Source organism: Streptomyces griseus, from assembly GCF_900460065.1.
GTDB classification, from domain to species: domain Bacteria; phylum Actinomycetota; class Actinomycetes; order Streptomycetales; family Streptomycetaceae; genus Streptomyces; species Streptomyces griseus.
The window spans coordinates 132,611-153,430 of record NZ_UAVD01000027.1; the positions used below are offsets into that span (position 1 = coordinate 132,611).

At 70.4% G+C, this 20,820-nt stretch carries 17 protein-coding genes; 14 read left to right on the forward strand and 3 right to left on the reverse strand.

Features of this window, described 5'->3' with window-relative positions; translation table 11 throughout:
* Positions 1-8 precede the first annotated feature (8 nt).
* From DTB53_RS16335 to recQ, 14 genes are all read left to right on the forward strand, one after another.
* On the forward strand, positions 9-563 hold the full coding sequence (locus DTB53_RS16335; RefSeq protein ID WP_003967083.1) for a NuoB/complex I 20 kDa subunit family protein: 555 nt from the start codon (positions 9-11) through the stop codon (positions 561-563).
* Complete coding sequence (locus tag DTB53_RS16340; protein ID WP_003967082.1) at positions 560-1,291, forward strand: NADH-quinone oxidoreductase subunit C; 732 nt, start codon at positions 560-562, stop codon at positions 1,289-1,291. The genes DTB53_RS16335 and DTB53_RS16340 overlap by 4 nt, the downstream gene beginning before the upstream one ends.
* On the forward strand, positions 1,291-2,613 hold the full coding sequence (locus tag DTB53_RS16345; protein ID WP_003967081.1) for an NADH-quinone oxidoreductase subunit D: 1,323 nt from the start codon (positions 1,291-1,293) through the stop codon (positions 2,611-2,613). Before DTB53_RS16340 ends, DTB53_RS16345 begins: the two co-directional genes overlap by 1 nt.
* A 29-nt stretch (positions 2,614-2,642) precedes the next feature.
* Complete coding sequence (gene nuoE / locus DTB53_RS16350; RefSeq protein ID WP_030702284.1) at positions 2,643-3,467, forward strand: NADH-quinone oxidoreductase subunit NuoE; 825 nt, start codon at positions 2,643-2,645, stop codon at positions 3,465-3,467.
* Complete coding sequence (nuoF, locus tag DTB53_RS16355) at positions 3,464-4,846, forward strand: NADH-quinone oxidoreductase subunit NuoF (protein WP_012379558.1); 1,383 nt, start codon at positions 3,464-3,466, stop codon at positions 4,844-4,846. The genes nuoE and nuoF overlap by 4 nt, the downstream gene beginning before the upstream one ends.
* Complete coding sequence (locus tag DTB53_RS16360; RefSeq protein ID WP_003967078.1) at positions 4,843-7,353, forward strand: NADH-quinone oxidoreductase subunit G; 2,511 nt, start codon at positions 4,843-4,845, stop codon at positions 7,351-7,353. The genes nuoF and DTB53_RS16360 overlap by 4 nt, the downstream gene beginning before the upstream one ends.
* Complete coding sequence (gene nuoH, locus DTB53_RS16365; protein WP_003967077.1) at positions 7,350-8,753, forward strand: NADH-quinone oxidoreductase subunit NuoH; 1,404 nt, start codon at positions 7,350-7,352, stop codon at positions 8,751-8,753. Before DTB53_RS16360 ends, nuoH begins: the two co-directional genes overlap by 4 nt.
* Positions 8,746-9,444, forward strand: coding sequence for an NADH-quinone oxidoreductase subunit NuoI (gene nuoI / locus DTB53_RS16370; protein ID WP_003967076.1), 699 nt, complete (start codon positions 8,746-8,748; stop codon positions 9,442-9,444). The genes nuoH and nuoI overlap by 8 nt, the downstream gene beginning before the upstream one ends.
* Positions 9,441-10,307 (forward strand): NADH-quinone oxidoreductase subunit J, encoded by an 867-nt coding sequence (locus DTB53_RS16375; RefSeq protein ID WP_003967075.1) that lies wholly within the window; start codon positions 9,441-9,443, stop codon positions 10,305-10,307. Before nuoI ends, DTB53_RS16375 begins: the two co-directional genes overlap by 4 nt.
* Positions 10,304-10,603: an NADH-quinone oxidoreductase subunit NuoK gene (gene nuoK, locus DTB53_RS16380; RefSeq protein WP_003967074.1), complete on the forward strand. Its 300-nt coding sequence runs from the start codon at positions 10,304-10,306 to the stop codon at positions 10,601-10,603. The genes DTB53_RS16375 and nuoK overlap by 4 nt, the downstream gene beginning before the upstream one ends.
* A 12-nt stretch (positions 10,604-10,615) precedes the next feature.
* Positions 10,616-12,511 carry an NADH-quinone oxidoreductase subunit L gene (nuoL, locus tag DTB53_RS16385; protein ID WP_012379557.1) on the forward strand — a complete coding sequence of 632 codons (1,896 nt, stop codon included), beginning with the start codon at positions 10,616-10,618 and terminating at the stop codon, positions 12,509-12,511.
* Between the two features lie 4 nt (positions 12,512-12,515).
* Positions 12,516-14,087 (forward strand): NADH-quinone oxidoreductase subunit M, encoded by a 1,572-nt coding sequence (locus tag DTB53_RS16390; protein ID WP_003967072.1) that lies wholly within the window; start codon positions 12,516-12,518, stop codon positions 14,085-14,087.
* Positions 14,084-15,748: an NADH-quinone oxidoreductase subunit NuoN gene (gene nuoN / locus DTB53_RS16395; RefSeq protein WP_003967071.1), complete on the forward strand. Its 1,665-nt coding sequence runs from the start codon at positions 14,084-14,086 to the stop codon at positions 15,746-15,748. Before DTB53_RS16390 ends, nuoN begins: the two co-directional genes overlap by 4 nt.
* Positions 15,749-15,933: 185 nt before the next feature.
* On the forward strand, positions 15,934-17,985 hold the full coding sequence (gene recQ, locus DTB53_RS16400; RefSeq protein WP_012379556.1) for a DNA helicase RecQ: 2,052 nt from the start codon (positions 15,934-15,936) through the stop codon (positions 17,983-17,985).
* 37 nt (positions 17,986-18,022) lie between these two features.
* Here recQ and DTB53_RS16405 read toward each other — a convergent pair whose 3' ends face one another.
* The 3 genes from DTB53_RS16405 to fahA all read right to left on the reverse strand — a co-directional run bounded on the left by DTB53_RS16405 (position 18,023) and on the right by fahA (position 20,664).
* The gene (locus DTB53_RS16405; protein WP_042498419.1) at positions 18,023-18,634 is read right to left on the reverse strand and encodes a Uma2 family endonuclease; all 612 of its coding nucleotides are present in this window, start codon (positions 18,632-18,634) and stop codon (positions 18,023-18,025) included.
* A gap of 114 nt (positions 18,635-18,748) precedes the next feature.
* On the reverse strand, positions 18,749-19,438 hold the full coding sequence (locus DTB53_RS16410; RefSeq protein WP_075025232.1) for a GOLPH3/VPS74 family protein: 690 nt from the start codon (positions 19,436-19,438) through the stop codon (positions 18,749-18,751).
* Positions 19,435-20,664 carry a fumarylacetoacetase gene (gene fahA, locus DTB53_RS16415; protein WP_042496411.1) on the reverse strand — a complete coding sequence of 410 codons (1,230 nt, stop codon included), beginning with the start codon at positions 20,662-20,664 and terminating at the stop codon, positions 19,435-19,437. Before fahA ends, DTB53_RS16410 begins: the two co-directional genes overlap by 4 nt.
* Positions 20,665-20,820 lie beyond the last annotated feature (156 nt).

Consider the following 20,820-nt stretch of genomic DNA (forward strand, 5'->3'; position numbering starts at 1 on the left):
GGCACACCATGGGACTCGAAGAGAAACTGCCGAGCGGCTTCGTTCTGACCACGGTCGAGCAGGCCGCGGGCTGGGTGCGGAAGTCGTCCGTCTTCCCGGCCACGTTCGGACTGGCCTGCTGCGCCATCGAGATGATGACGACCGGCGCCGGCCGCTACGACCTGGCCCGGTTCGGGATGGAGGTCTTCCGCGGATCGCCGCGCCAGGCGGACCTGATGATCGTCGCGGGACGGGTGAGCCAGAAGATGGCGCCCGTCCTGCGGCAGGTCTACGACCAGATGCCGAATCCCAAGTGGGTCATCTCCATGGGGGTTTGCGCGTCATCTGGCGGTATGTTCAACAATTACGCCATTGTGCAGGGTGTTGATCACATTGTCCCGGTCGATATCTATTTGCCGGGTTGTCCGCCTCGCCCCGAGATGCTGCTGGACGCCATCCTCAAGCTCCACCAGAAGATCCAGACCTCCAAGCTCGGGGTCAACGCGGAGGAGGCCGCACGCGAGGCCGAGGAAGCGGCCCTCAAGGCACTGCCCCTGATCGAGATGAAGGGGCTGCTGCGGTGACCGACCACCCCAACGCCCACGGCGACGAGCCGAACGGCAACGCCGTACCCGCGCCGCGCGACACCGGCGGCGAGGTCATCCGCGTCCGCAGGGGCATGTTCGGCGCCAACAACGGCGGCGACACCTCCGGCTACGGCGGACTCGTCCGCACCGTCACCCTGCCGGGAGCCGCCTCGCGGCCCTACGGCGGCTGGTTCGACGAGGTGGCCGACGAGCTCGAAGGGGCCCTGGAGGAACAGGACCTGCTCCCCTCCAACGCCATCGAGAAGACGGTCGTCGACCGCGCCGAGCTGACCTTCCACATCGCCCGCGAGCACCTGGTCCAGGTCGCCCGCACCCTGCGCGACGACCCCGCCCTGCGCTTCGAACTCTGTACGGGCGTCAGCGGCGTCCACTTCCCGGGCGACAAGGGCCGGGAACTGCACGCCGTCTACCACCTGCGGTCCCTCACCCACGGCCGGGTGATCCGGCTGGAGGTGTCCGCCCCGGACAGCGACCCGCACATCCCGTCGCTCGTCGAGGTCTACCCGACCAACGACTGGCACGAGCGCGAGGCGTACGACTTCTTCGGACTCGTCTTCGACGGGCACCCGGCCCTGACCCGGATCATGATGCCGGACGACTGGCAGGGCTTCCCGCAGCGCAAGGACTACCCGCTCGGCGGCATCGCCGTCGAGTACAAGGGCGCCCAGATCCCGGCTCCGGACCAGCGGAGGTCGTACTCCTGATGACCACTCCCCACGCGACACCCCGAGCGACCACCGAGGGGACTGTATATACGGTCACCGGCGGCGACTGGGACGAGGTCGTCGAATCCGCGGTGAAGTCCGACGACGAGCGCATCATCGTCAACATGGGCCCCCAGCACCCGTCCACGCACGGCGTGCTGCGGCTCATCCTGGAGATCGACGGCGAGACCGTCACCGAGGCCCGCTGCGGCATCGGCTACCTCCACACCGGCATCGAGAAGAACCTCGAGTTCCGCAACTGGACACAGGGCACCACCTTCGTCACGCGGATGGACTACCTGACGCCGTTCTTCAACGAGACGGCGTACTGCCTGGGCGTCGAGAAGCTCCTCGGCATCGAGGACCAGATCCCCGACCGGGCCACCGTCCTGCGCGTGCTGCTGATGGAGCTCAACCGGCTCTCCTCGCACCTGGTGTGCATCGCCACCGGCGGCATGGAGCTCGGCGCGACCACGATCATGATCTACGGCTTCCGCGATCGTGAACTCGTTCTCGACCTCTTCGAACTCTTCACCGGCCTGCGGATGAACCACGCCTTCGTCCGCCCCGGCGGCCTGGCCCAGGACCTGCCCCCGGGCGCGGTCGACCGGCTGCGCGAGTTCATCAAGACCATGAAGAAGAACCTGCCGGAGTACGACAAGCTCGCCACCGGCAACCCGATCTTCAAAGCCCGTATGCAGGACGTCGGCTACCTCGACCTCACCGGCTGCATGGCGCTCGGCGCCACCGGCCCGGTGCTGCGCTCCGCCGGACTCCCGCACGACCTGCGCAAGAGCGACCCGTACTGCGGCTACGAGACCTACGACTTCGAGGTCCCGACCGCCGACACCTGCGACTCCTACGGACGCTTCCTGATCCGCCTGGAGGAGATGCGCCAGTCGCTGCGCATCATCGAGCAGTGCATCGACCGCCTGGAGCCCGGGCCGGTCATGGTCGCCGACAAGAAGATCGCCTGGCCCGCCCAGCTCGCCCTCGGCCCGGACGGACTCGGCAACTCGCTCGACCACATCCGGAACATCATGGGCACCTCCATGGAAGCCCTGATCCACCACTTCAAGCTGGTGACCGAAGGCTTCCGGGTCCCGCCCGGTCAGGTGTACACCGCCGTCGAGTCCCCCAAGGGCGAACTCGGCGTGCACGTCGTCTCCGACGGCGGCACCCGCCCCTACCGGGTCCACTTCCGCGATCCGTCCTTCACCAACCTCCAGGCCATGGCGGCGATGTGCGAAGGCGGCCAGGTCGCCGACGTCATCGTCGCCGTCGCGTCCATCGACCCCGTGATGGGAGGCGTCGACCGGTGACCACATCACGCCAAGACGTCAGTCTGGGGATGCCGCAGCTCCCCGCCACCCCCTACCCGGCCGAGGTGCGCGCCCGGCTCGACGCGGACGCGAAGGAGGTGCTCGCCCGCTACCCCGGCAGCCGCTCCGCCCTGCTGCCGCTGCTGCACCTCGTGCAGTCCGAGGAGGGCTACGTCTCCCGTACGGGCATGGCCTTCTGCGCCGAGACGCTCGACCTCACCACCGCCGAGGTCACCGCCGTCGCGACCTTCTACTCCATGTACCGGCGCAGGCCGAGCGGTGACTACCAGGTCGGCGTCTGCACCAACACCCTGTGCGCGGTCATGGGCGGCGACGCCATCTTCGACACGCTCAAGGAGCACCTCGGCGTCGGCAACAACGAGACCACCGAGGACGGCAAGGTCACCCTCGAACACATCGAGTGCAACGCCGCCTGCGACTTCGCACCCGTCGTGATGGTCAACTGGGAGTTCTTCGACAACCAGACGCCCGAGAGCGCCACGCGGCTCGTCGACGACCTGATCGCCGGCCGGACCGTCGAGCCGACCCGGGGCGCCCCCCTCTGCTCGTACAAGGAGACCGCCCGCATCCTGGCCGGCTTCCCCGACGAGCGCCCCGGCGCCGTCGAGGCGACCGGCGGCGCGGGCCCCGCCTCCCTGATCGGGCTGAAGCTCGCCAAGGGCGAGGCGCTCCCGAAGGCGCGCGTGGTCTCCCCGCGCGCCGGGCAGCCGCGGGACGCGCAGCCGCACGACCCTTCGCCGTCCGAGCACCTCAGCTCGCACGACGCACCGCAGCAGACCTCGGCCTCCGACCCGGAGCACCCGGCCGGGCCCGCAGCCGAGGAGGGGGAGTGATGACCTTGGCCGCCGAGATCGACCACAACGGGACGAGCCCCGAGAAGCTGCTCGCACCGGTCCTCTCCGCCTTCTGGGACCAGCCCGACTCCTGGACCCTGGACACCTACCGCCGCCACGAGGGCTACGAAGGGCTGCGCAAGGCGCTCGCCATGGCGCCCGACGACCTCATCGCGTACGTCAAGGACTCCGGTCTGCGCGGTCGCGGCGGCGCGGGCTTCCCCACCGGGATGAAGTGGCAGTTCATCCCGCAGGGCGACGGCAAACCGCACTATCTGGTGGTCAACGCCGACGAGTCGGAGCCGGGGACCTGCAAGGACATCCCGCTCCTCTTCGCCAACCCGCACAGCCTCATCGAGGGCATCGTGATCGCCTGTTACGCGATCCGTTCGTCGCACGCGTTCATCTATCTGCGCGGTGAGGTCGTCCCCGTGCTGCGGCGGCTGCACGAGGCCGTACGAGAGGCGTACGAGGCGGGCTATTTGGGGACGAACATCCTGGGTTCAGGACTCGATCTGGAACTCACGGTGCACGCGGGCGCCGGTGCGTACATCTGTGGTGAGGAAACCGCGCTGCTCGACTCTCTCGAAGGACGGCGTGGCCAGCCCCGGCTGCGACCCCCCTTCCCCGCGGTCGCCGGTCTGTACGCCTGCCCCACTGTGGTGAACAACGTCGAGTCCATCGCCTCGGTTCCCGCGATCCTGAACAAGGGCAAGGACTGGTTCAAGTCCATGGGCAGCGAGAAGTCCCCGGGCTTCACGCTCTACTCGCTCAGCGGCCATGTCACCAGCCCCGGACAGTACGAGGCCCCGCTCGGCATCACGCTCCGCCAGCTCCTCGACATGAGCGGCGGCATGCGGGCCGGCCACCGGCTGAAGTTCTGGACGCCGGGCGGCTCCTCCACCCCGATGTTCACCGAGGAGCACCTCGACGTCCCCCTCGACTACGAGGGCGTCGGCGCCGCCGGGTCCATGCTCGGCACCAAGGCGCTCCAGTGCTTCGACGAGACGACCTGCGTGGTGCGGGCCGTCACCCGCTGGACCGAGTTCTACGCCCACGAGTCCTGCGGCAAGTGCACGCCCTGCCGCGAGGGCACCTACTGGCTGGTCCAGCTGCTCCGCGACATCGAGGCCGGCAAGGGCGAGATGGCCGACCTCGACAAGCTCAACGACATCGCCGACAACATCAACGGCAAGTCGTTCTGCGCGCTCGGCGACGGCGCCGCCTCGCCGATCTTCTCCTCGCTGAAGTACTTCCGCGAGGAGTACGAGCAGCACATCACCGGCAAGGGCTGCCCCTTCGACCCCGCCCGGTCCACGGCCTGGGCCGACGACAAGAACACCGACGGCAAGAACGCTCACCGGGGGGTGAACGCATGACAGTCACCACGAGTGCGCCCTCCGGGGGCGGCGAGGCGGCGGTTCCGCCCGAGGACCTGGTCACGCTGACCATCGACGGCATCGAGATCAGCGTCCCCAAGGGGACCCTGGTCATCCGGGCCGCCGAACTCCTCGGCATCGAGATCCCGCGCTTCTGCGACCACCCGCTCCTCGACCCCGCGGGCGCCTGCCGCCAGTGCATCGTCGAGGTCGAGGGCCAGCGCAAGCCGATGGCCTCCTGCACCATCACCTGCACCGACGGCATGGTCGTCAAGTCGCAGATCACCTCTCCTGTCGCCGAGAAGGCGCAGAAGGGCGTGATGGAGCTGCTGCTGATCAACCACCCGCTGGACTGCCCCGTCTGCGACAAGGGCGGCGAGTGCCCGCTCCAGAACCAGGCGATGTCGCACGGCGGAGCCGACTCCCGCTTCGAGGGCAAGAAGCGGACCTTCGAGAAGCCCGTCCCGATCTCCACCCAGGTGCTGCTGGACCGCGAGCGGTGCGTGCTCTGCGCGCGCTGCACCCGGTTCTCCAACCAGGTGGCGGGCGACCCGATGATCGAGCTGATCGAGCGCGGCGCGCTCCAGCAGGTCGGCACCGGCGAGGGCGACCCCTTCGAGTCGTACTTCTCCGGCAATACCATCCAGATCTGCCCGGTGGGCGCGCTCACCTCGGCCGCGTACCGGTTCCGCTCCCGCCCCTTCGACCTGGTCTCGACCCCCTCGGTGTGCGAGCAGTGCTCGGGCGGCTGCTCGACCCGGACCGACCACCGGCGCGGCAAGGTCATGCGCCGCCTCGCGGCCAACGAGCCCGAGGTCAACGAGGAGTGGATCTGCGACAAGGGGAGGTTCGGCTTCCGCTACGCCCAGCAGCGCGACCGGCTCACCACCCCGCTGGTCCGCAACGCCGAGGGCGAGCTGGAGCCGGCGAGCTGGCCCGAGGCCCTGGAAGCCGCGGCGGCCGGACTCCTCGCCGCCCGCGGCCGTACCGGCGTCCTGACCGGCGGCCGGCTGACCGTCGAGGACGCCTACGCGTACAGCAAGTTCGCCCGGGTCGCCCTCGACACCAACGACGTCGACTTCCGCTCCCGCGTCCACAGCGCCGAGGAGGCCGACTTCCTGGCCGCCCGGGTCGCCGGACGCGGCCGGGACCTCGACGGCGAGGGCGTCACCTACACCGCGCTGGAGAAGGCCCCCGCGGTCCTGCTCGTCGGGTTCGAGTCCGAGGAGGAGGCCCCCGGCGTCTTCCTGCGGCTGCGCAAGGCCCACCGCAAGAGCGGCCAGCAGACCTTCGCGCTCGCCTCGCACGCCACCCGGGGCCTGGCGAAGGCGGGCGGCACCCTGCTGCCCGCCGCCCCCGGCACCGAGACCGAGTGGCTGGACGCGCTCGCGGGCGGCGTCGGCCTGGAGGCCGACGGGGCCGCGGCGGCCGAGGCGCTGCGCGGCGAGCACTCCCTGATCATCGTCGGTGAACGGCTCGCCGGAGTCCCCGGTGCGCTGTCCGCCGCCATCCGCACCGCCACGGCCACCGGCGCACGCCTGGTGTGGATCCCGCGCCGGGCGGGCGACCGGGGCGCCGTCGAGGCGGGCGCGCTCCCCACCCTGCTGCCCGGCGGACGCCCCGCCACCGACCCGCGGGCCCGCGAGGAGGTCGCGGAGCTGTGGCGGGTGGCCGAACTGCCCTCCCGGCACGGCCGCGACACGGGCCAGATCATCGAGGCCGCGGCCACCGGCGAACTGGGCGCGCTGCTCGTCGCCGGGGTCGGCGTGGAGGACCTGCCCGACCCGAACCGCGCCCTCCAGGCGCTGAACGGGGTCGGCTTCCTGGTCTCGCTGGAACTGCGGCCGAGCGCGGTCTCCGCCCGGGCGGACGTGGTCTTCCCGGTCGCCGCCGTCGCCGAGAAGTCCGGCACCTTCCTCAACTGGGAGGGCCGGGTCCGGATGTTCGAGGCGGCGCTGAAGCCCGAGCAGATGTCCAGGACGCTCGCCCCGACGGACTCCCGGGTGCTGCACATGCTGGCCGACGCCATGGACGTGCACTTCGCCCTGCCGGACCTGGCCGCCGCCCGCCGCGAGCTGGACCGGCTCGGCGGCTGGGAGGGCGGCCACGCGGCCGACCCGCGCGAGAGCGCGCAGCCGCTGCCCCGGCCCGGCGACGGCGAGGCGGTCCTCGCGGGCCACCGGATGCTGCTCGACCTCGGCCGGCTCCAGGACGGCGACACCGCGCTCGCCGGCACCCGGCACGCGGCCGTCGCCCGGCTCTCGGCGGTCACCGCCGCCGAGTCCGGCGTCAAGGACGGCGACCTGCTCGCCGTCACCGGCCCCGCGGGCACCGTCGAACTGCCCCTCGCCGTCACCGACATGCCCGACCGGGTGGTCTGGGTGCCGCTGAACTCGGTGGGACGCGGCATCCCCGCCGACACCGGCGCGAACCCCGGGGGCCTGGTGCGGATCGGCCCCGCCGCCGCACCGGGTGCTCCCGTCGAACCATCGGAGGTACGAGCGTGACTGGCCTCGCCGCACTCACGACGGCGCCCGAGGGCGTCGTCCTCGCCGCCGAGGATCTCTCGATGTTCGGCACCGACCCCTGGTGGCTCGTCGTCATCAAGGCGGTCTTCTGCTTCGCGTTCCTGATGGTGACCGTGCTGTTCTCCATCGTGTGGGAGCGCAAGGTCGTCGCCTGGATGCAGCTGCGCATCGGCCCCAACCGCAACGGCCCCTGGGGCATGCTCCAGTCGCTCGCCGACGGCATGAAGCTCATGCTCAAGGAAGACGTCGTCGTCAAACGGGCCGACAAGGTCGTCTACATCCTGGCGCCGGTCATCGCGGCGATCCCGGCGTTCATGGCGATCGCGGTCATCCCGTTCGGCCCCGCCGACAACCAGGTGTCGATCTTCGGGCAGCGCACGACGATGCAGCTGACCGACCTCCCGATCGCGATGCTCTACATCCTCGCGGTCGCCTCGGTCGGCATCTACGGCCTCGTGCTGGCGGGCTGGTCCTCCGGATCGACGTACCCGCTGCTCGGCGGTCTGCGCTCCGCCGCCCAGATGATCAGCTACGAGATCGCGATGGGCGCCGCGTTCGCCTCGGTCTTCCTCTACTCCGGGTCGATGTCGACCTCGGCGATCGTGGAGGCGCAGGCGGACCGGTGGTTCGTCATCCTGCTGCCGGTCTCCTTCATCATCTACATCATCACGATGGTCGGGGAGACCAACCGGGCCCCGTTCGACATGCCCGAGTCCGAGGGCGACCTCGTCGGCGGGTTCAACACCGAGTACTCCTCGATCAAGTTCGCGATGTTCATGCTCGCCGAGTACGTCAACATGGTCACCGTCTCCGCGGTCTCCGTGACCCTCTTCCTGGGCGGCTGGCGGGCTCCGTACCCGATCAGCACCTTCTGGGAGGGCGCGAACCAGGGCTGGTGGCCGATGCTCTGGTTCGTCCTCAAGGTCCAGCTGCTGCTGTTCTTCTTCATCTGGCTGCGCGGCACCCTGCCCCGGGTCCGCTACGACCAGCTGATGAAGCTCGGCTGGAAGGTCCTCATCCCGGTCTCCGTGGTCTGGCTGATGCTCGTCGCCACCGTGCGCGCGCTGCGCAACGAGGGCTACGACTTCTCCCGGATCGTGCTGTACGTCGGAGCGGCGGTGCTCGCGATCCTGTTGATCTCGTTCATCGTCGACATGTTCCGCGACCGCAGGAACCGGGCCGAGGAGGAAGCGGCCGGACCGGAGCCCGCCTTCGACCCGATGGCGGGCGGGTTCCCGGTGCCGCCGCTGCCCGGACAGACCCTGCCGCCGGTGCCCAGGCGCACACCCCGACGGGAGCGGGAGCTCGTTGTCAGTGGTGGACCGGATACGCAGAGTGACGGAAACGCGAGTGACGGAAAGGAGGCCGGCGGTGTCTGAGAAACCAGAGCTCACGGGCTCATCGGGATCCGCTGGGTCCTCGGGCCGGGCGGAGGAGTCGGGGGACAAGTTCCAGAACCCCGTGGCCGGCTTCGGCGTGACCTTCAAGGCCATGTTCAAGAAGCGGCTCACCGAGCAGTATCCGGAGACGCCGAAGGTGACGGCGCCCCGCTTCCACGGCCGCCACCAGCTCAACCGCCACCCGGACGGCCTGGAGAAGTGCGTCGGCTGCGAGCTGTGCGCCTGGGCCTGTCCGGCCGACGCGATCTACGTGGAGGGCGCGGACAACACCGAGGAGGAGCGCTACTCCCCGGGCGAGCGCTACGGCCGCGTCTACCAGATCAACTACGCGCGCTGCATCCTGTGCGGACTCTGCATCGAGGCCTGCCCCACCCGGGCGCTGACCATGACGAACGAGTTCGAGCTGGCCAACACCACCCGCGAGAGCCTCATCTACACCAAGGACGAGCTGCTCGCGGGGTTGCAGGAGGGCATGGTCGACAGCCCGCACGCGATCTACCCCGGCATGGACGAACAGGACTACTACCGGGGCGTGGTCACCGAGGCCGCCGCCGGCACGGTCCGTCAGACGGCCGTGTCCAAGGGCGAGGGCGACAAGCCCGACGAGGACCCCATCGAGTCCACCCGGGCCGCCGACGCCACCCGGCACGACAAGGGGGTGGACGCGTGAACGCGCTGGCCGCAGCCACCACCACCTCCACCGGCGAGGCCATCCAGTTCTGGATCCTGGGCACCGTCGCCGTGATCGGCGCGCTCTCCACCGTCCTGCTGAAGAGGGCCGTGCACAGCGCGCTCTCGCTCGCCGGCACCATGATCGTCCTCGCGGTGTTCTACCTCGCCAACGGGGCCTATTTCCTCGGCATCGTCCAGATCGTCGTCTACACCGGCGCGATCATGATGCTGTTCCTCTTCGTCGTCATGCTGGTCGGCGTCACCGCGGCCGACTCCCTCAAGGAGACCATCAAGGGGCAGCGCTGGCTGGCCCTCGGCTGCGGCCTCGGCTTCGGCATCCTGCTGATCGCCGGCATCGGCAACGCCTCCCTCAGCACGTTCGAGGGGCTCGGCGCCGCCAACGCCGCGCACGGCGGCAACATCGAGGGGCTCGCCAACCTCATCTTCACCAAGTACGTCTTCGCCTTCGAGATCACCGGCGCCCTGCTGATCACCGCGACGGTCGGCGCGATGGTGCTCACGCACCGCGAGCGCACCGAACGCGCCAAGACCCAGCGGGAGATGTCCGAGGAGCGCGTGCGCGGCAAGCACCTCCCGCCGCTCCCCGCCCCCGGCGTCTACGCCCGGCACAACGCGGTGGACATCCCCGGTCTGCTTCCCGACGGCACCCCGTCCGAGCTGACCGTCATGCAGACCCTGCGCCGGCGCGGCCAGATCCGGGACGTCTCGCAGCAGTCCCTCGCCGATCTCAAGGCTCTGGAGCAGCGCTCCGGGGAGCGGCTCGGACGTGAGGACGCGGACGCCGTGGCACGCGGAGCCCAGTCCCCGTCCGCGGCGGAGAACTCGGAGGCCGCCAAGTGAACCCGGTCAACTACCTCTACCTCGCGGCCCTGCTGTTCGCGATCGGCGCCTCCGGGGTGCTGGTCCGGCGGAACGCGATCGTGGTGTTCATGTGCGTCGAGCTGATGCTCAACGCCTGCAATCTGGCGCTCGTCACGTTCTCCCGGATGCACGGCAACCTCGACGGGCAGATCGTCGCGTTCTTCACGATGGTCGTCGCCGCCGCGGAAGTCGTCGTCGGACTCGCGATCATCGTGTCGTTGTTCCGCTCCCGCCACTCGGCCTCGGTCGACGACGCCAGCCTGATGAAGCTGTAAGGGGTCGGAAACGTGGAGAACCTGATTGCGCTGCTCGTCGCGGCGCCCCTGCTCGGAGCGGCGGTCCTGCTCTGCGGCGGACGCCGGCTGGACAAGACCGGCCACTGGCTGGGCACCGTCCTCGCCGGAGCCTCGTTCGTCGTCGGACTGATCCTGTTCACCGACATGCTGGGCAAGGACCCCGAGAACCGGGCCCTGCACCAGCACCTGTTCAGCTGGATTCCGGTGGAGGGCTTCCAGGCCGACATCGCCTTCCAGCTCGACCAGCTGTCGATGACGTTCGTCCTGCTCATCACCGGTGTGGGCACACTGATCCACATCTACTCCATCGGCTACATGGAGCACGACGAGCGCAGGCGCCGCTTCTTCGGCTATCTCAACCTGTTCCTCGCGGCGATGCTCATCCTGGTCATCGCCGACAACTACCTGCTGCTGTACGTCGGGTGGGAGGGCGTCGGTCTGGCGTCGTTCCTGCTCATCGGCTTCTGGCAGCACAAGCCCACCGCGGCCACCGCCGCGAAGAAGGCCTTCCTGGTCAACCGGGTCGGCGACATGGGCCTGTCGATCGCCATCATGCTGATGTTCACCACCTTCGGCACCTTCGCCTTCGGGCCGGTGCTGGAGTCGGCGGGCGAGACGAGCCAGGGCAAGCTGACCGCCATCGGGCTGATGCTGCTGCTGGCCGCCTGCGGCAAGTCGGCCCAGGTGCCGCTGCAGTCCTGGCTCGGCGACGCGATGGAGGGCCCGACCCCGGTCTCCGCCCTCATCCACGCCGCGACCATGGTCACCGCCGGCGTCTATCTGATCGTCCGCTCCGGCGCGATCTTCAACGCCGCCCCGGACGCCCAGCTGGTCGTCGTCATCGTCGGCGCGGTCACGCTGATCTTCGGTGCGATCGTCGGTTGCGCGAAGGACGACATCAAGAAGGCCCTGGCCGGCTCCACGATGTCGCAGATCGGCTACATGATCCTGGCCGCGGGCCTCGGCCCCATCGGCTACATCTTCGCCATCATGCACCTGGTGACGCACGGCTTCTTCAAGGCCGGCCTCTTCCTCGGCGCGGGCTCCGTCATGCACGGCATGAACGACGAGGTCGACATGCGCAAGTACGGCGGCCTGCGGAAGTACATGCCGGTCACCTTCGTCACCTTCGGACTGGGCTATCTGGCCATCATCGGCTTCCCCGGCCTCTCCGGCTTCTTCTCCAAGGACAAGATCATCGAGGCGGCCTTCGCCAAGGGCGGCGCCGAGGGCTGGATCCTCGGCTCCGTGGCCCTGCTGGGCGCCGCGATCACCGCGTTCTACATGACGCGCGTGATGCTGATGACCTTCTTCGGGGAGAAGCGCTGGCAGCCGGACGCGGAGGGCCACGAGCCGCACCCGCACGAGTCCCCGAAGTCGATGACCGTCCCGATGATCGTGCTGGCCTTCGGTTCGGTCTTCGCCGGCGGGTTCTTCGCGATCGGCGACCGCTTCGTCAACTGGCTGGAGCCCGTCACGGGTTACGACCACGGCCACTCCCCGCTGAGCGCGGCCACGGTCACCGGAGCCACCGTCGTGGCCCTGGTCGTCGGCGTCGGCATCGCCTGGGCGATGTACGGCCGCAAGCCGGTTCCGCTGGTCGCCCCGCGCGGCTCGGTCCTCACTCGGGCGGCCCGCCGCGACCTCCTCCAGGACGACTTCAACCACGTGGTCCTGGTCCGCGGCGGCGAGCACCTCACCCGCTCACTGGTCTACGTGGACCACTCCCTGGTCGACGGCGTCGTCAACGGCACGGCCGCCTCGGTCGGCGGGCTCTCCGGCCGGCTGCGCAGGATGCAGAACGGCTACGCCCGCACCTACGCGGTCTCGATGTTCGGCGGTACGGCGGTCGTCATCGCCGCGACCCTGCTGATGAGGGCGGTCTGATCACATGTCCTTTCCCCTCCTGACCGCGACGGCGGCGCTCCCGGCGATCGGCGCCATCGCCACCGCCGCCGTCCCCGCCGCACGGCGCACCGCGGCCAAATGGCTCGCGCTGTTCTTCTCGCTCGGCACGCTCGTCCTGGCGGCGGTCGTCTTCCTCCGCTTCGAACCGGGCGGCGACCGCTACCAGCTCACGGAGTCCCGGGCCTGGATCGCCGACTTCGGCGTCCGCTACGAACTGGGCGTGGACGGCATCGGGGTGGCGCTCCTCGGCCTCACCGCGCTGCTGATCCCGTTCGTCATCGTCGCGGGCTGGCACGACGCCGACCCCCTGGAGACGAAGTCGTCGCGATGGCGTCCGACGCAGGGCTTCTTCGCCCTGGTCCTCATGGTCGAGGCCATGGTGATCCTGTCGTTCGTCGCCACGGACGTCTTCCTCTTCTACATCCTGTTCGAAGCCATGCTCATCCCGATGTACTTCCTCATCGGCGGCTTCGGCGACCGGGCCCACGCGGGCACCGACGAGAACGCCGCGACCCAGCGGTCGTACGCGGCGGTCAAGTTCCTCCTCTACAACCTGGCCGGCGGCCTGATCATGCTGGCCGCGGTCATCGGGCTGTACGTGGTCGCGGGCAGCTTCTCGCTCTCCGAGATCGCCGAGGCCCGCGCCAACGGCTCCCTGGAGATGGCGACCAGCACCGAGCGCTGGCTGTTCCTCGGGTTCTTCTTCGCCTTCGCGGTGAAGGCCCCGCTGTGGCCGCTGCACACCTGGCTGCCCAACGCGATGGGCGAGGCGACCGCCCCGGTCGCCGTGCTGATCACCGCGATCGTCGACAAGGTCGGCACCTTCGCGATGCTCCGCTTCTGCCTCGGACTCTTCCCGGAGGCCAGCAAGTGGGCGACGCCGGTGGTCATCACCCTGGCGCTGATCTCCATCGTGTACGGGGCGCTCCTCGCGGTCGGCCAGCGCGACATCAAGCGGCTCATCGCCTACGCCTCGATCTCGCACTTCGGCTTCATCATCCTGGGCATCTTCGCGATGACCAGTCAGGGCCAGTCGGGCGCCACGCTCTACATGGTCAACCACGGCATCTCCACGGCCGCGCTGCTGCTGGTCGCCGGCTTCCTCATCACCCGGCGCGGCTCGCGGCTCATCGCGGACTACGGCGGGGTGCAGAAGGTCGCCCCCGTGCTGGCCGGGACGTTCCTCATCGGCGGGCTCGCCACCCTGTCGCTGCCCGGACTCGCCCCGTTCGTCAGTGAGTTCCTGGTCCTGGTCGGCACGTTCAGCGCGTATCCGGTGGCCGGCGTCATCGCCACCTCCGGCATCGTGCTCGCCGCGCTCTACGTCCTGGTCCTCTACCAGCGCACGATGACCGGCCCGGTGCGGGAGTCGGTCCGCTCCATGCCGGACCTCCGGGCCCGTGAGCTGGCGGTCGCGCTTCCGCTGATCGCCGTGCTGATCTTCCTGGGCGTCTTCCCGAAGCCGCTCACCGAGGTCGTCAACCCGGCGGTGGAGCACACCATGTCCGACGTACAGAAGAAGGACCCCCAGCCCGAGGTGGAGGCCGCCAAGTGAGCGCAACAGCTGTCCACAGTCTGTGGACGACGGCGAGCGGGGTGACATCGGCGGCACCGGGCAACTCGTTCACGGCGCCGAAGATCGAGTACACCCAGCTGATGCCGGTCCTGATCATCGTGGTCGCCGCCGTCCTGGGCATCCTGGTGGAGGCCTTCGTGCCGCGCCGGGCCCGCTACCACACCCAGCTTTTCCTGACCGTCGTGGCGGTCGCCGGCTCGTTCGCCGCGATCGTCGGCCTCGCGGCCGGCGGGTACGGCACCACGGACGCCGGGATCGTCGCCATGGGAGCCATCGCGATCGACGGCCCCACCCTGTTCCTCCAGGGCACGATTCTCCTGGTCGCCATGGTGGCGCTGTTCACCTTCGCCGAGCGCCGGCTCGACCCCGGCAGCAACGGCAACCGGGTCGACTCGTTCGCCGCGCAGGCCGGGTCCGTCCCCGGCGGCGAGGGCGAGAAGGCCGCGGTGCGGGCCGGATTCACCACCACCGAGGTCTTCCCGCTCCTCCTCTTCTCGGTGGCGGGACTGCTGGTCTTCCCGGCCGCCAACGACCTGCTGACCCTCTTCATCGCGCTGGAAGTCTTCTCGCTCCCGCTCTACCTCCTGTGCGCCGTCGCCCGCCGCAAGCGGCTGATGTCGCAGGAGGCGGCCGTGAAGTACTTCCTGCTCGGCGCGTTCTCCTCGGCGTTCCTGCTCTTCGGGATCGCCCTCCTCTACGGCTACGCGGGCTCCCTCTCGTACGCCGACATCGCCAACGTCGTCGACGGCTCGGTCCTGGAGATCGACCCGGCCCTCGCCGACACCATGGGCAATGACGCACTGCTGCTCATCGGCGGCGCGATGATCCTGACGGGCCTCCTCTTCAAGGTGGGCGCGGTCCCGTTCCACATGTGGACTCCGGACGTCTACCAGGGCGCCCCGACCCCGGTGACCGGCTTCATGGCCGCCGCGACGAAGGTCGCCGCGTTCGGCGCGCTGCTGCGCCTGCTGTACGTGGCGCTGCCGGGCCTCGCCTGGGACCTGCGGCCGGTCATGTGGGCGGTGGCCATCGTCACGATGCTGGGCGGCGCGATCGTCGCGATCACCCAGACCGACATCAAGCGCCTCCTCGCCTACTCCTCGATCGCGCACGCGGGCTTCATCCTCGCGGGCGTCATCGCGGCGAGCCCGGAGGGCATCTCCTCGGTCCTCTTCTACCTGCTGGCCTACTCCTTCGTGACGGTCGGCGCGTTCGCCGTCGTCACCCTGGTGCGGGACGCGGGCGGGGAGGCCACCCACCTGTCGAAGTGGGCCGGGCTCGGCCGCCGCTCGCCGCTGGTCGCGGCGGTCTTCGCGGTGTTCCTGCTGGCCTTCGCGGGCATTCCGCTGACCTCCGGGTTCTCCGGCAAGTTCGCGGTGTTCAAGGCGGCGGCCGAGGGCGGTGCCGGGGCGCTGGTCGTCGTCGGTGTGCTCTCGTCGGCCGTCGCCGCGTTCTTCTACATCCGGGTGATCGTCCTGATGTTCTTCAGCGAGCCGAAGGCGGACGGCCCCACGGTCGCCGTCCCGTCCCCGCTGACCATGACGACGATCGCGGTCGGCGTCGCCGTCACCCTGGTGCTGGGCCTGGCCCCGCAGTACTTCCTTGACCTGGCGAGCCAGGCGGGGGTCTTCGTGCGGTAGCGGTGGCCCGCGCGGGGGAGCCCCGCGGTATGAGCGACGGCAGCGCCGGACGGTCGGTTGTCCACAGACCGTCCGGCGTTGTCGTTGGCTCCGCCTATCGTGGACGGGGACGAGAGCAGGACGGGACAGGGCCGGGCGAGCGGACCCTCGGCGGACCCTCGGGGGACAGAGCATTGGGCGTGAGCATGGACGAGACCACCGGGACGGTGGCCGGGACCGGCACCGACACGGACGGCGAGAGCGAGGCGCGGCGGACACTGCACCGCGTCTTCGGGTACGAGTCGTTCCGCGGCGAGCAGGGCGCGATCATCGAGCATGTGGTGGCGGGCGGCGACGCCGTCGTGCTCATGCCCACCGGCGGTGGAAAGTCCCTCTGCTACCAGATCCCGTCCCTGGTCAGGCGGGGCACCGGCGTCGTCGTCTCCCCGCTGATCGCCCTCATGCAGGACCAGGTCGACGCCCTGCGGGCGCTCGGCGTCCGGGCCGGCTTCATGAACTCCACGCAGGACTTCGACGAGCGCCGCTCGATGGAGGCGCAGTTCCTCGCGGGCGAGCTGGACGTGCTCTACCTCGCCCCGGAGCGGCTGCGGCTGGACTCCACGCTCTCCCTGCTGGCCCGGGGCGAGATCTCCGTCTTCGCGATCGACGAGGCGCACTGCGTCGCCCAGTGGGGCCACGACTTCCGCCCCGACTACCTGGCCCTGTCGGTGCTCGGCGAGCGCTGGCCGGACGTGCCGCGCATCGCCCTGACGGCGACCGCGACGAACGCCACGCACGAGGAGATCACCCGCCGCCTCGCCATGCCGGACGCGAAGCACTTCGTCGCGAGCTTCGACCGGCCGAACATCCAGTACCGGATCGTGCCGAAGTCCGAGCCCAAGAAGCAGCTCCTCACCTTCCTCAAGGAGGAGCACGCCGGGGACGCGGGCATCGTCTACTGCCTCTCGCGCAACTCCACCGAGAAGATCGCGGAGTATCTCTGCCGCAACGGCGTGGAGGCCGTGCCGTACCACGCGGGCCTGGACGCCGGGACGCGCGCCGCCCACCAGGCGCGGTTCCTCCGTGAGGAGGGGCTCGTCGTCGTCGCGACGATCGCGTTCGGCATGGGGATCGACAAGCCGGACGTCCGCTTCGTCGCCCACGTCGACCTCCCCAAGTCCGTCGAGGGGTACTACCAGGAGACCGGCCGTGCGGGCCGTGACGGGGAGCCGTCGACGGCCTGGATGGCGTACGGACTCCAGGACGTCGTCCAGCAGCGCAAGCTCATCCAGGGAGGCGAGGGCGACGAGGCCCACCGCCGCCGGGCCGCCGCCCACCTGGACTCGATGCTGGCCCTGTGCGAGACGGTCCAGTGCCGCCGGGCCCAGCTGCTGACCTACTTCGGCCAGGAGCCCACGGCCCCCGCCTGCGGCAACTGCGACACCTGCCTGACCCCGCCGGAGACCTGGGACGGCACGGTCGTCTCGCAGAAGCTGCTCTCCACGGTGGTGCGGCTGAAGCGCGAACGGAACCAGAAGTTCGGCGCGGGCCAGATCATCGACATCCTGCTGGGCCGCAAGACCGCCAAGGTCATCCAGTTCGACCACGACCAGCTCTCCGTCTTCGGCATCGGCGAGGACCTCGCGGAGGCGGAGTGGCGCGGTGTGGTGCGCCAGCTGCTGGCCCAGGGGCTGCTCGCGGTCGAGGGGGAGTACGGCACGCTGGTCCTGACCGACGAGAGCGCGACGGTGCTCGGCCGGGAGCGGGAGGTGCTGCTCCGCAAGGAGCCGAAGAAGCCCACGTCCCGGTCGTCGTCCTCGGCGGGCGGCGGCAGGGGAGCCAAGGGCAAGGCGGCAGCCGCGGACCTTCCCGAGTCCGCCGTCCCGGTCTTCGAGGCGCTGCGCGCCTGGCGCGGGGCGACGGCGAAGGAGCAGGGCGTCCCGGCGTACGTGATCTTCCACGACGCGACGCTGCGCGAGATCGCGACCCTGCACCCGGGCTCGCTCGCGGAGCTGGGCGGCGTCAGCGGCCTGGGCGAGAAGAAGCTCGCGACCTACGGGGAGGGCGTGCTGGAGGTCCTGGCGCAGACGTCCCCGGGGGCGGCGGAGCCCCCCGCAGCGGCGGCCCCGGCTCCCGCACCGGGCACGGCGGCCCCGGCGCGTGACCAGGCCGCGCCGTCGGCCCCTACGCAGGCCCCGGACGCGCGGCACAGCGACCCGGAGTTCGGCTGGGACGAGGAGCCGCCGGAGTACGAGTGAGGCGCGGACCGGGCTGCGGGGCGAGGGGCGGCGGGACCTACTCCGGGTCCGCCGCCCGGCTGCGGCGGGCCGTGATCGCCGTCAGATCCAGGTCCACGGTGAACGGCACCGACACCTTCATGCGGTCGTGGAAGATCCCGGTCGAGGTGTACGCGCCAGTGGCCGGCTCCCGCTCGAAGACGTACACCACGGCACGCCCGTCGTGGTTCTCCACCCGCCAGTAGTGGGGGATGGCCGCGCGGGCGTACTTCACGGGCTTGGTCTCCCGGTCGCGGGAGCGGGACTCGGGCGAGACGACCTCGATGGCGAGGCGCACCGACTCGGCGGGGAACCGGGTCTGGTCCGGGTCCTGGACGATGTCACCGTCGATGACGATCACATCGGGCTCGGGCCGGTTGTAGCGGTCGATGTCGATGGTGAACTCGCGCACGACCTCCAGCTCGGGCGGAGCCAGAGACTGTAGCTGCCAGGTGAAGAAGTCGACCGCTCGCGAATGGAAAAGGGTCTGCGGACTCACGAAAACGAGGCTCCCGTCGATCAGCTCCGTGTGCGGAGGCAGATTCGGGAGTGTGTCCAGGTCATCGGCGGTCCAGCCGCCCTCGGGCGGGACCGCCCACCGCGGCTCGGACGCCTCGGGTTCGATGCTCATCATTGCTCCCATGGGGAGGAGTCTCGCGGGCCCGACCAGCGTATCCGCCGGGAACAGAATGAGGCTCCCCCGAACGTGTGAACGCCTCGCGCACCGCTGACCGGCCCGCTCTCCTCAGTCCCCGCCGCCCCCTCCGCAGCCGCCGCTCTCCCCGCCCCCGTCGCCCCAGCCGCCGCCGGACTCGTTCTGCTTCACGTTGTGGTGGACGGCCGCGGCGGTCCACTCGGAGCGGCGCATGACCTTCATCACCGTCCGGCCGTTCCGGCCGAGGCGGGTCAGGTCCCCGGCCAGGCCGATGGCGGAGGCCAGGGCGGCGAGCACCCGGTCGCGGTGGTCCGGATATCCCGCCGCCTCGGCCGCAGCGAACCGGTCGAGGACGTCCGGCGCGAGGTCCGGCACGCCCGGGAAGTGGCGGTGGTGGGGGAAGAGGCCGAGGAAGCGGTGGGTCCTCCGGGACAGGAGGGAGCGCTCGACCAGGGAGTCCAGGTACTTCTCCTGGACGTCCCGGTGGTGCTCGCCCACCCAGCGCCGGGCGCGCATTCCTCGGCGGCGGCCCTTGGCCGGCGGGTCCAGGGTCCGGAGCAGGGCGGCGAGGAGCGGGTCGGCCGGTTCCAGCGGGTTCACCACCTGGATCCGGCCGCCCTCCTCCCGTATCCGGCCCTGGATCTCCAGCTCCGCGAGGGCCGCCCCGGCGGTGCCGTACGCCAGATCGCGGGCCCCGCACACCGGCCTGCCCCGGTCGGGATCCAGGGCGAGCAGGATCAGTTCCTCGGGCAGCGTCAGCGCGGGGGCGTCCGGCGTCATGGCGCGGTGACGATCCTTCCGGTGACGTCGCCGAGGCCCACGCGGGTGCCGTGCGGGCCCGGGGCCCAGGCGGTCAGCGTGACCGTGTCGCCGTCCTTCAGGAAGGTCCGCTTGCCCTCGGGGAGTTCGAGCGCGTCGCGGCCGTTCCAGGTGAGCTCCAGGAGCGAGCCGCGCTGGGCGGGCTCGGGTCCGCTGACGGTGCCGGAGCCGTACAGGTCGCCGGTGCGCAGCGACGCGCCGTTCACCGTCATGTGGGCGAGCTGCTGGGCCGCTGTCCAGTACATCGAGGCGAACGGCGGCTCGGCGACGACCTGCCCGTTGATCTCGACGGTGATGCGGATGTCGAAGCCGCCCGGCTCCTCGTCCTCGGCGTCGTCGAGGTAGGGCAGGAGCGGGAAGTCCCGGGCCGGGGGCGCGGTGCGGGCGGCGTCCAGCGCCTCCAGCGGGGTGACCCAGGCGGAGACGGAGGTCGCGAACGACTTGCCGAGGAACGGGCCGAGCGGCACGTACTCCCAGGCCTGGAGGTCGCGGGCGGACCAGTCGTTGAGGAGCGAGAGGCCGAAGACGTGCTCGCGGAAGTCGGCCAGCGGCACCGGGGTGCCGTGCGCGGAGGGGACGCCGACGACGAAGCCGACCTCGGCCTCGATGTCGAGCTTCACCGAGGGCCCGAAGACGGGGGCCGGGTCGGTGGGGGCCTTGCGCTGGCCGCTGGGGCGCACCACGTCGGTGCCGGAGACCACGACGGTGCCGGAGCGGCCGTGGTAACCGATCGGCAGGTGCTTCCAGTTGGGGGTGAGCGCGTCGCCGTCCGGCCGGAAGATCTTCCCCACGTTGGTGGCGTGGTGCTCGCTGGCGTAGAAGTCGACGTAGTCCGCGACCTCGTAGGGCAGGTGCAGGGTCACCGCGTCCACCGGGTGCAGCAGCGGCTCGATGTCCGCGCGGTGGGCGGGGACGGTCAGCCAGGCGGTGAGCGCGCGGCGCACGTCGCTCCAGGCGGTGCGGCCCGCCGCGAGCAGCGGTGTCAGGGTCGGCTGGGCGAGCAGCCCCGCGTAGGGGGAGCCCAGCGCGTGGGCGGCGGCCCCGGCGTCCAGGACGTGGCTGCCGATGCGGACGCCGACCCGGCGGTCGTCGGGGTGGTCGGGGGTGGAGAACACACCGTACGGAAGGTTGTGCGGGCCGAAGGGGTCGCCCTCGGCCAGATCGAGCGGGCTGCTCTGCTCGGGCATGTGGTGCTGCCTCGCTTTCCAGGTCGCGTTGGGAGACACGTTACGTCGGTGCTCCTACCCAGCGGCAGTGCCCCGACTGTCCCCAACTGTGCTCATTGCCCGGAAAGTTCGTCGGGTCCCCCGGAAAATCCGGGGGACCCGAGGACAGAACGGGGA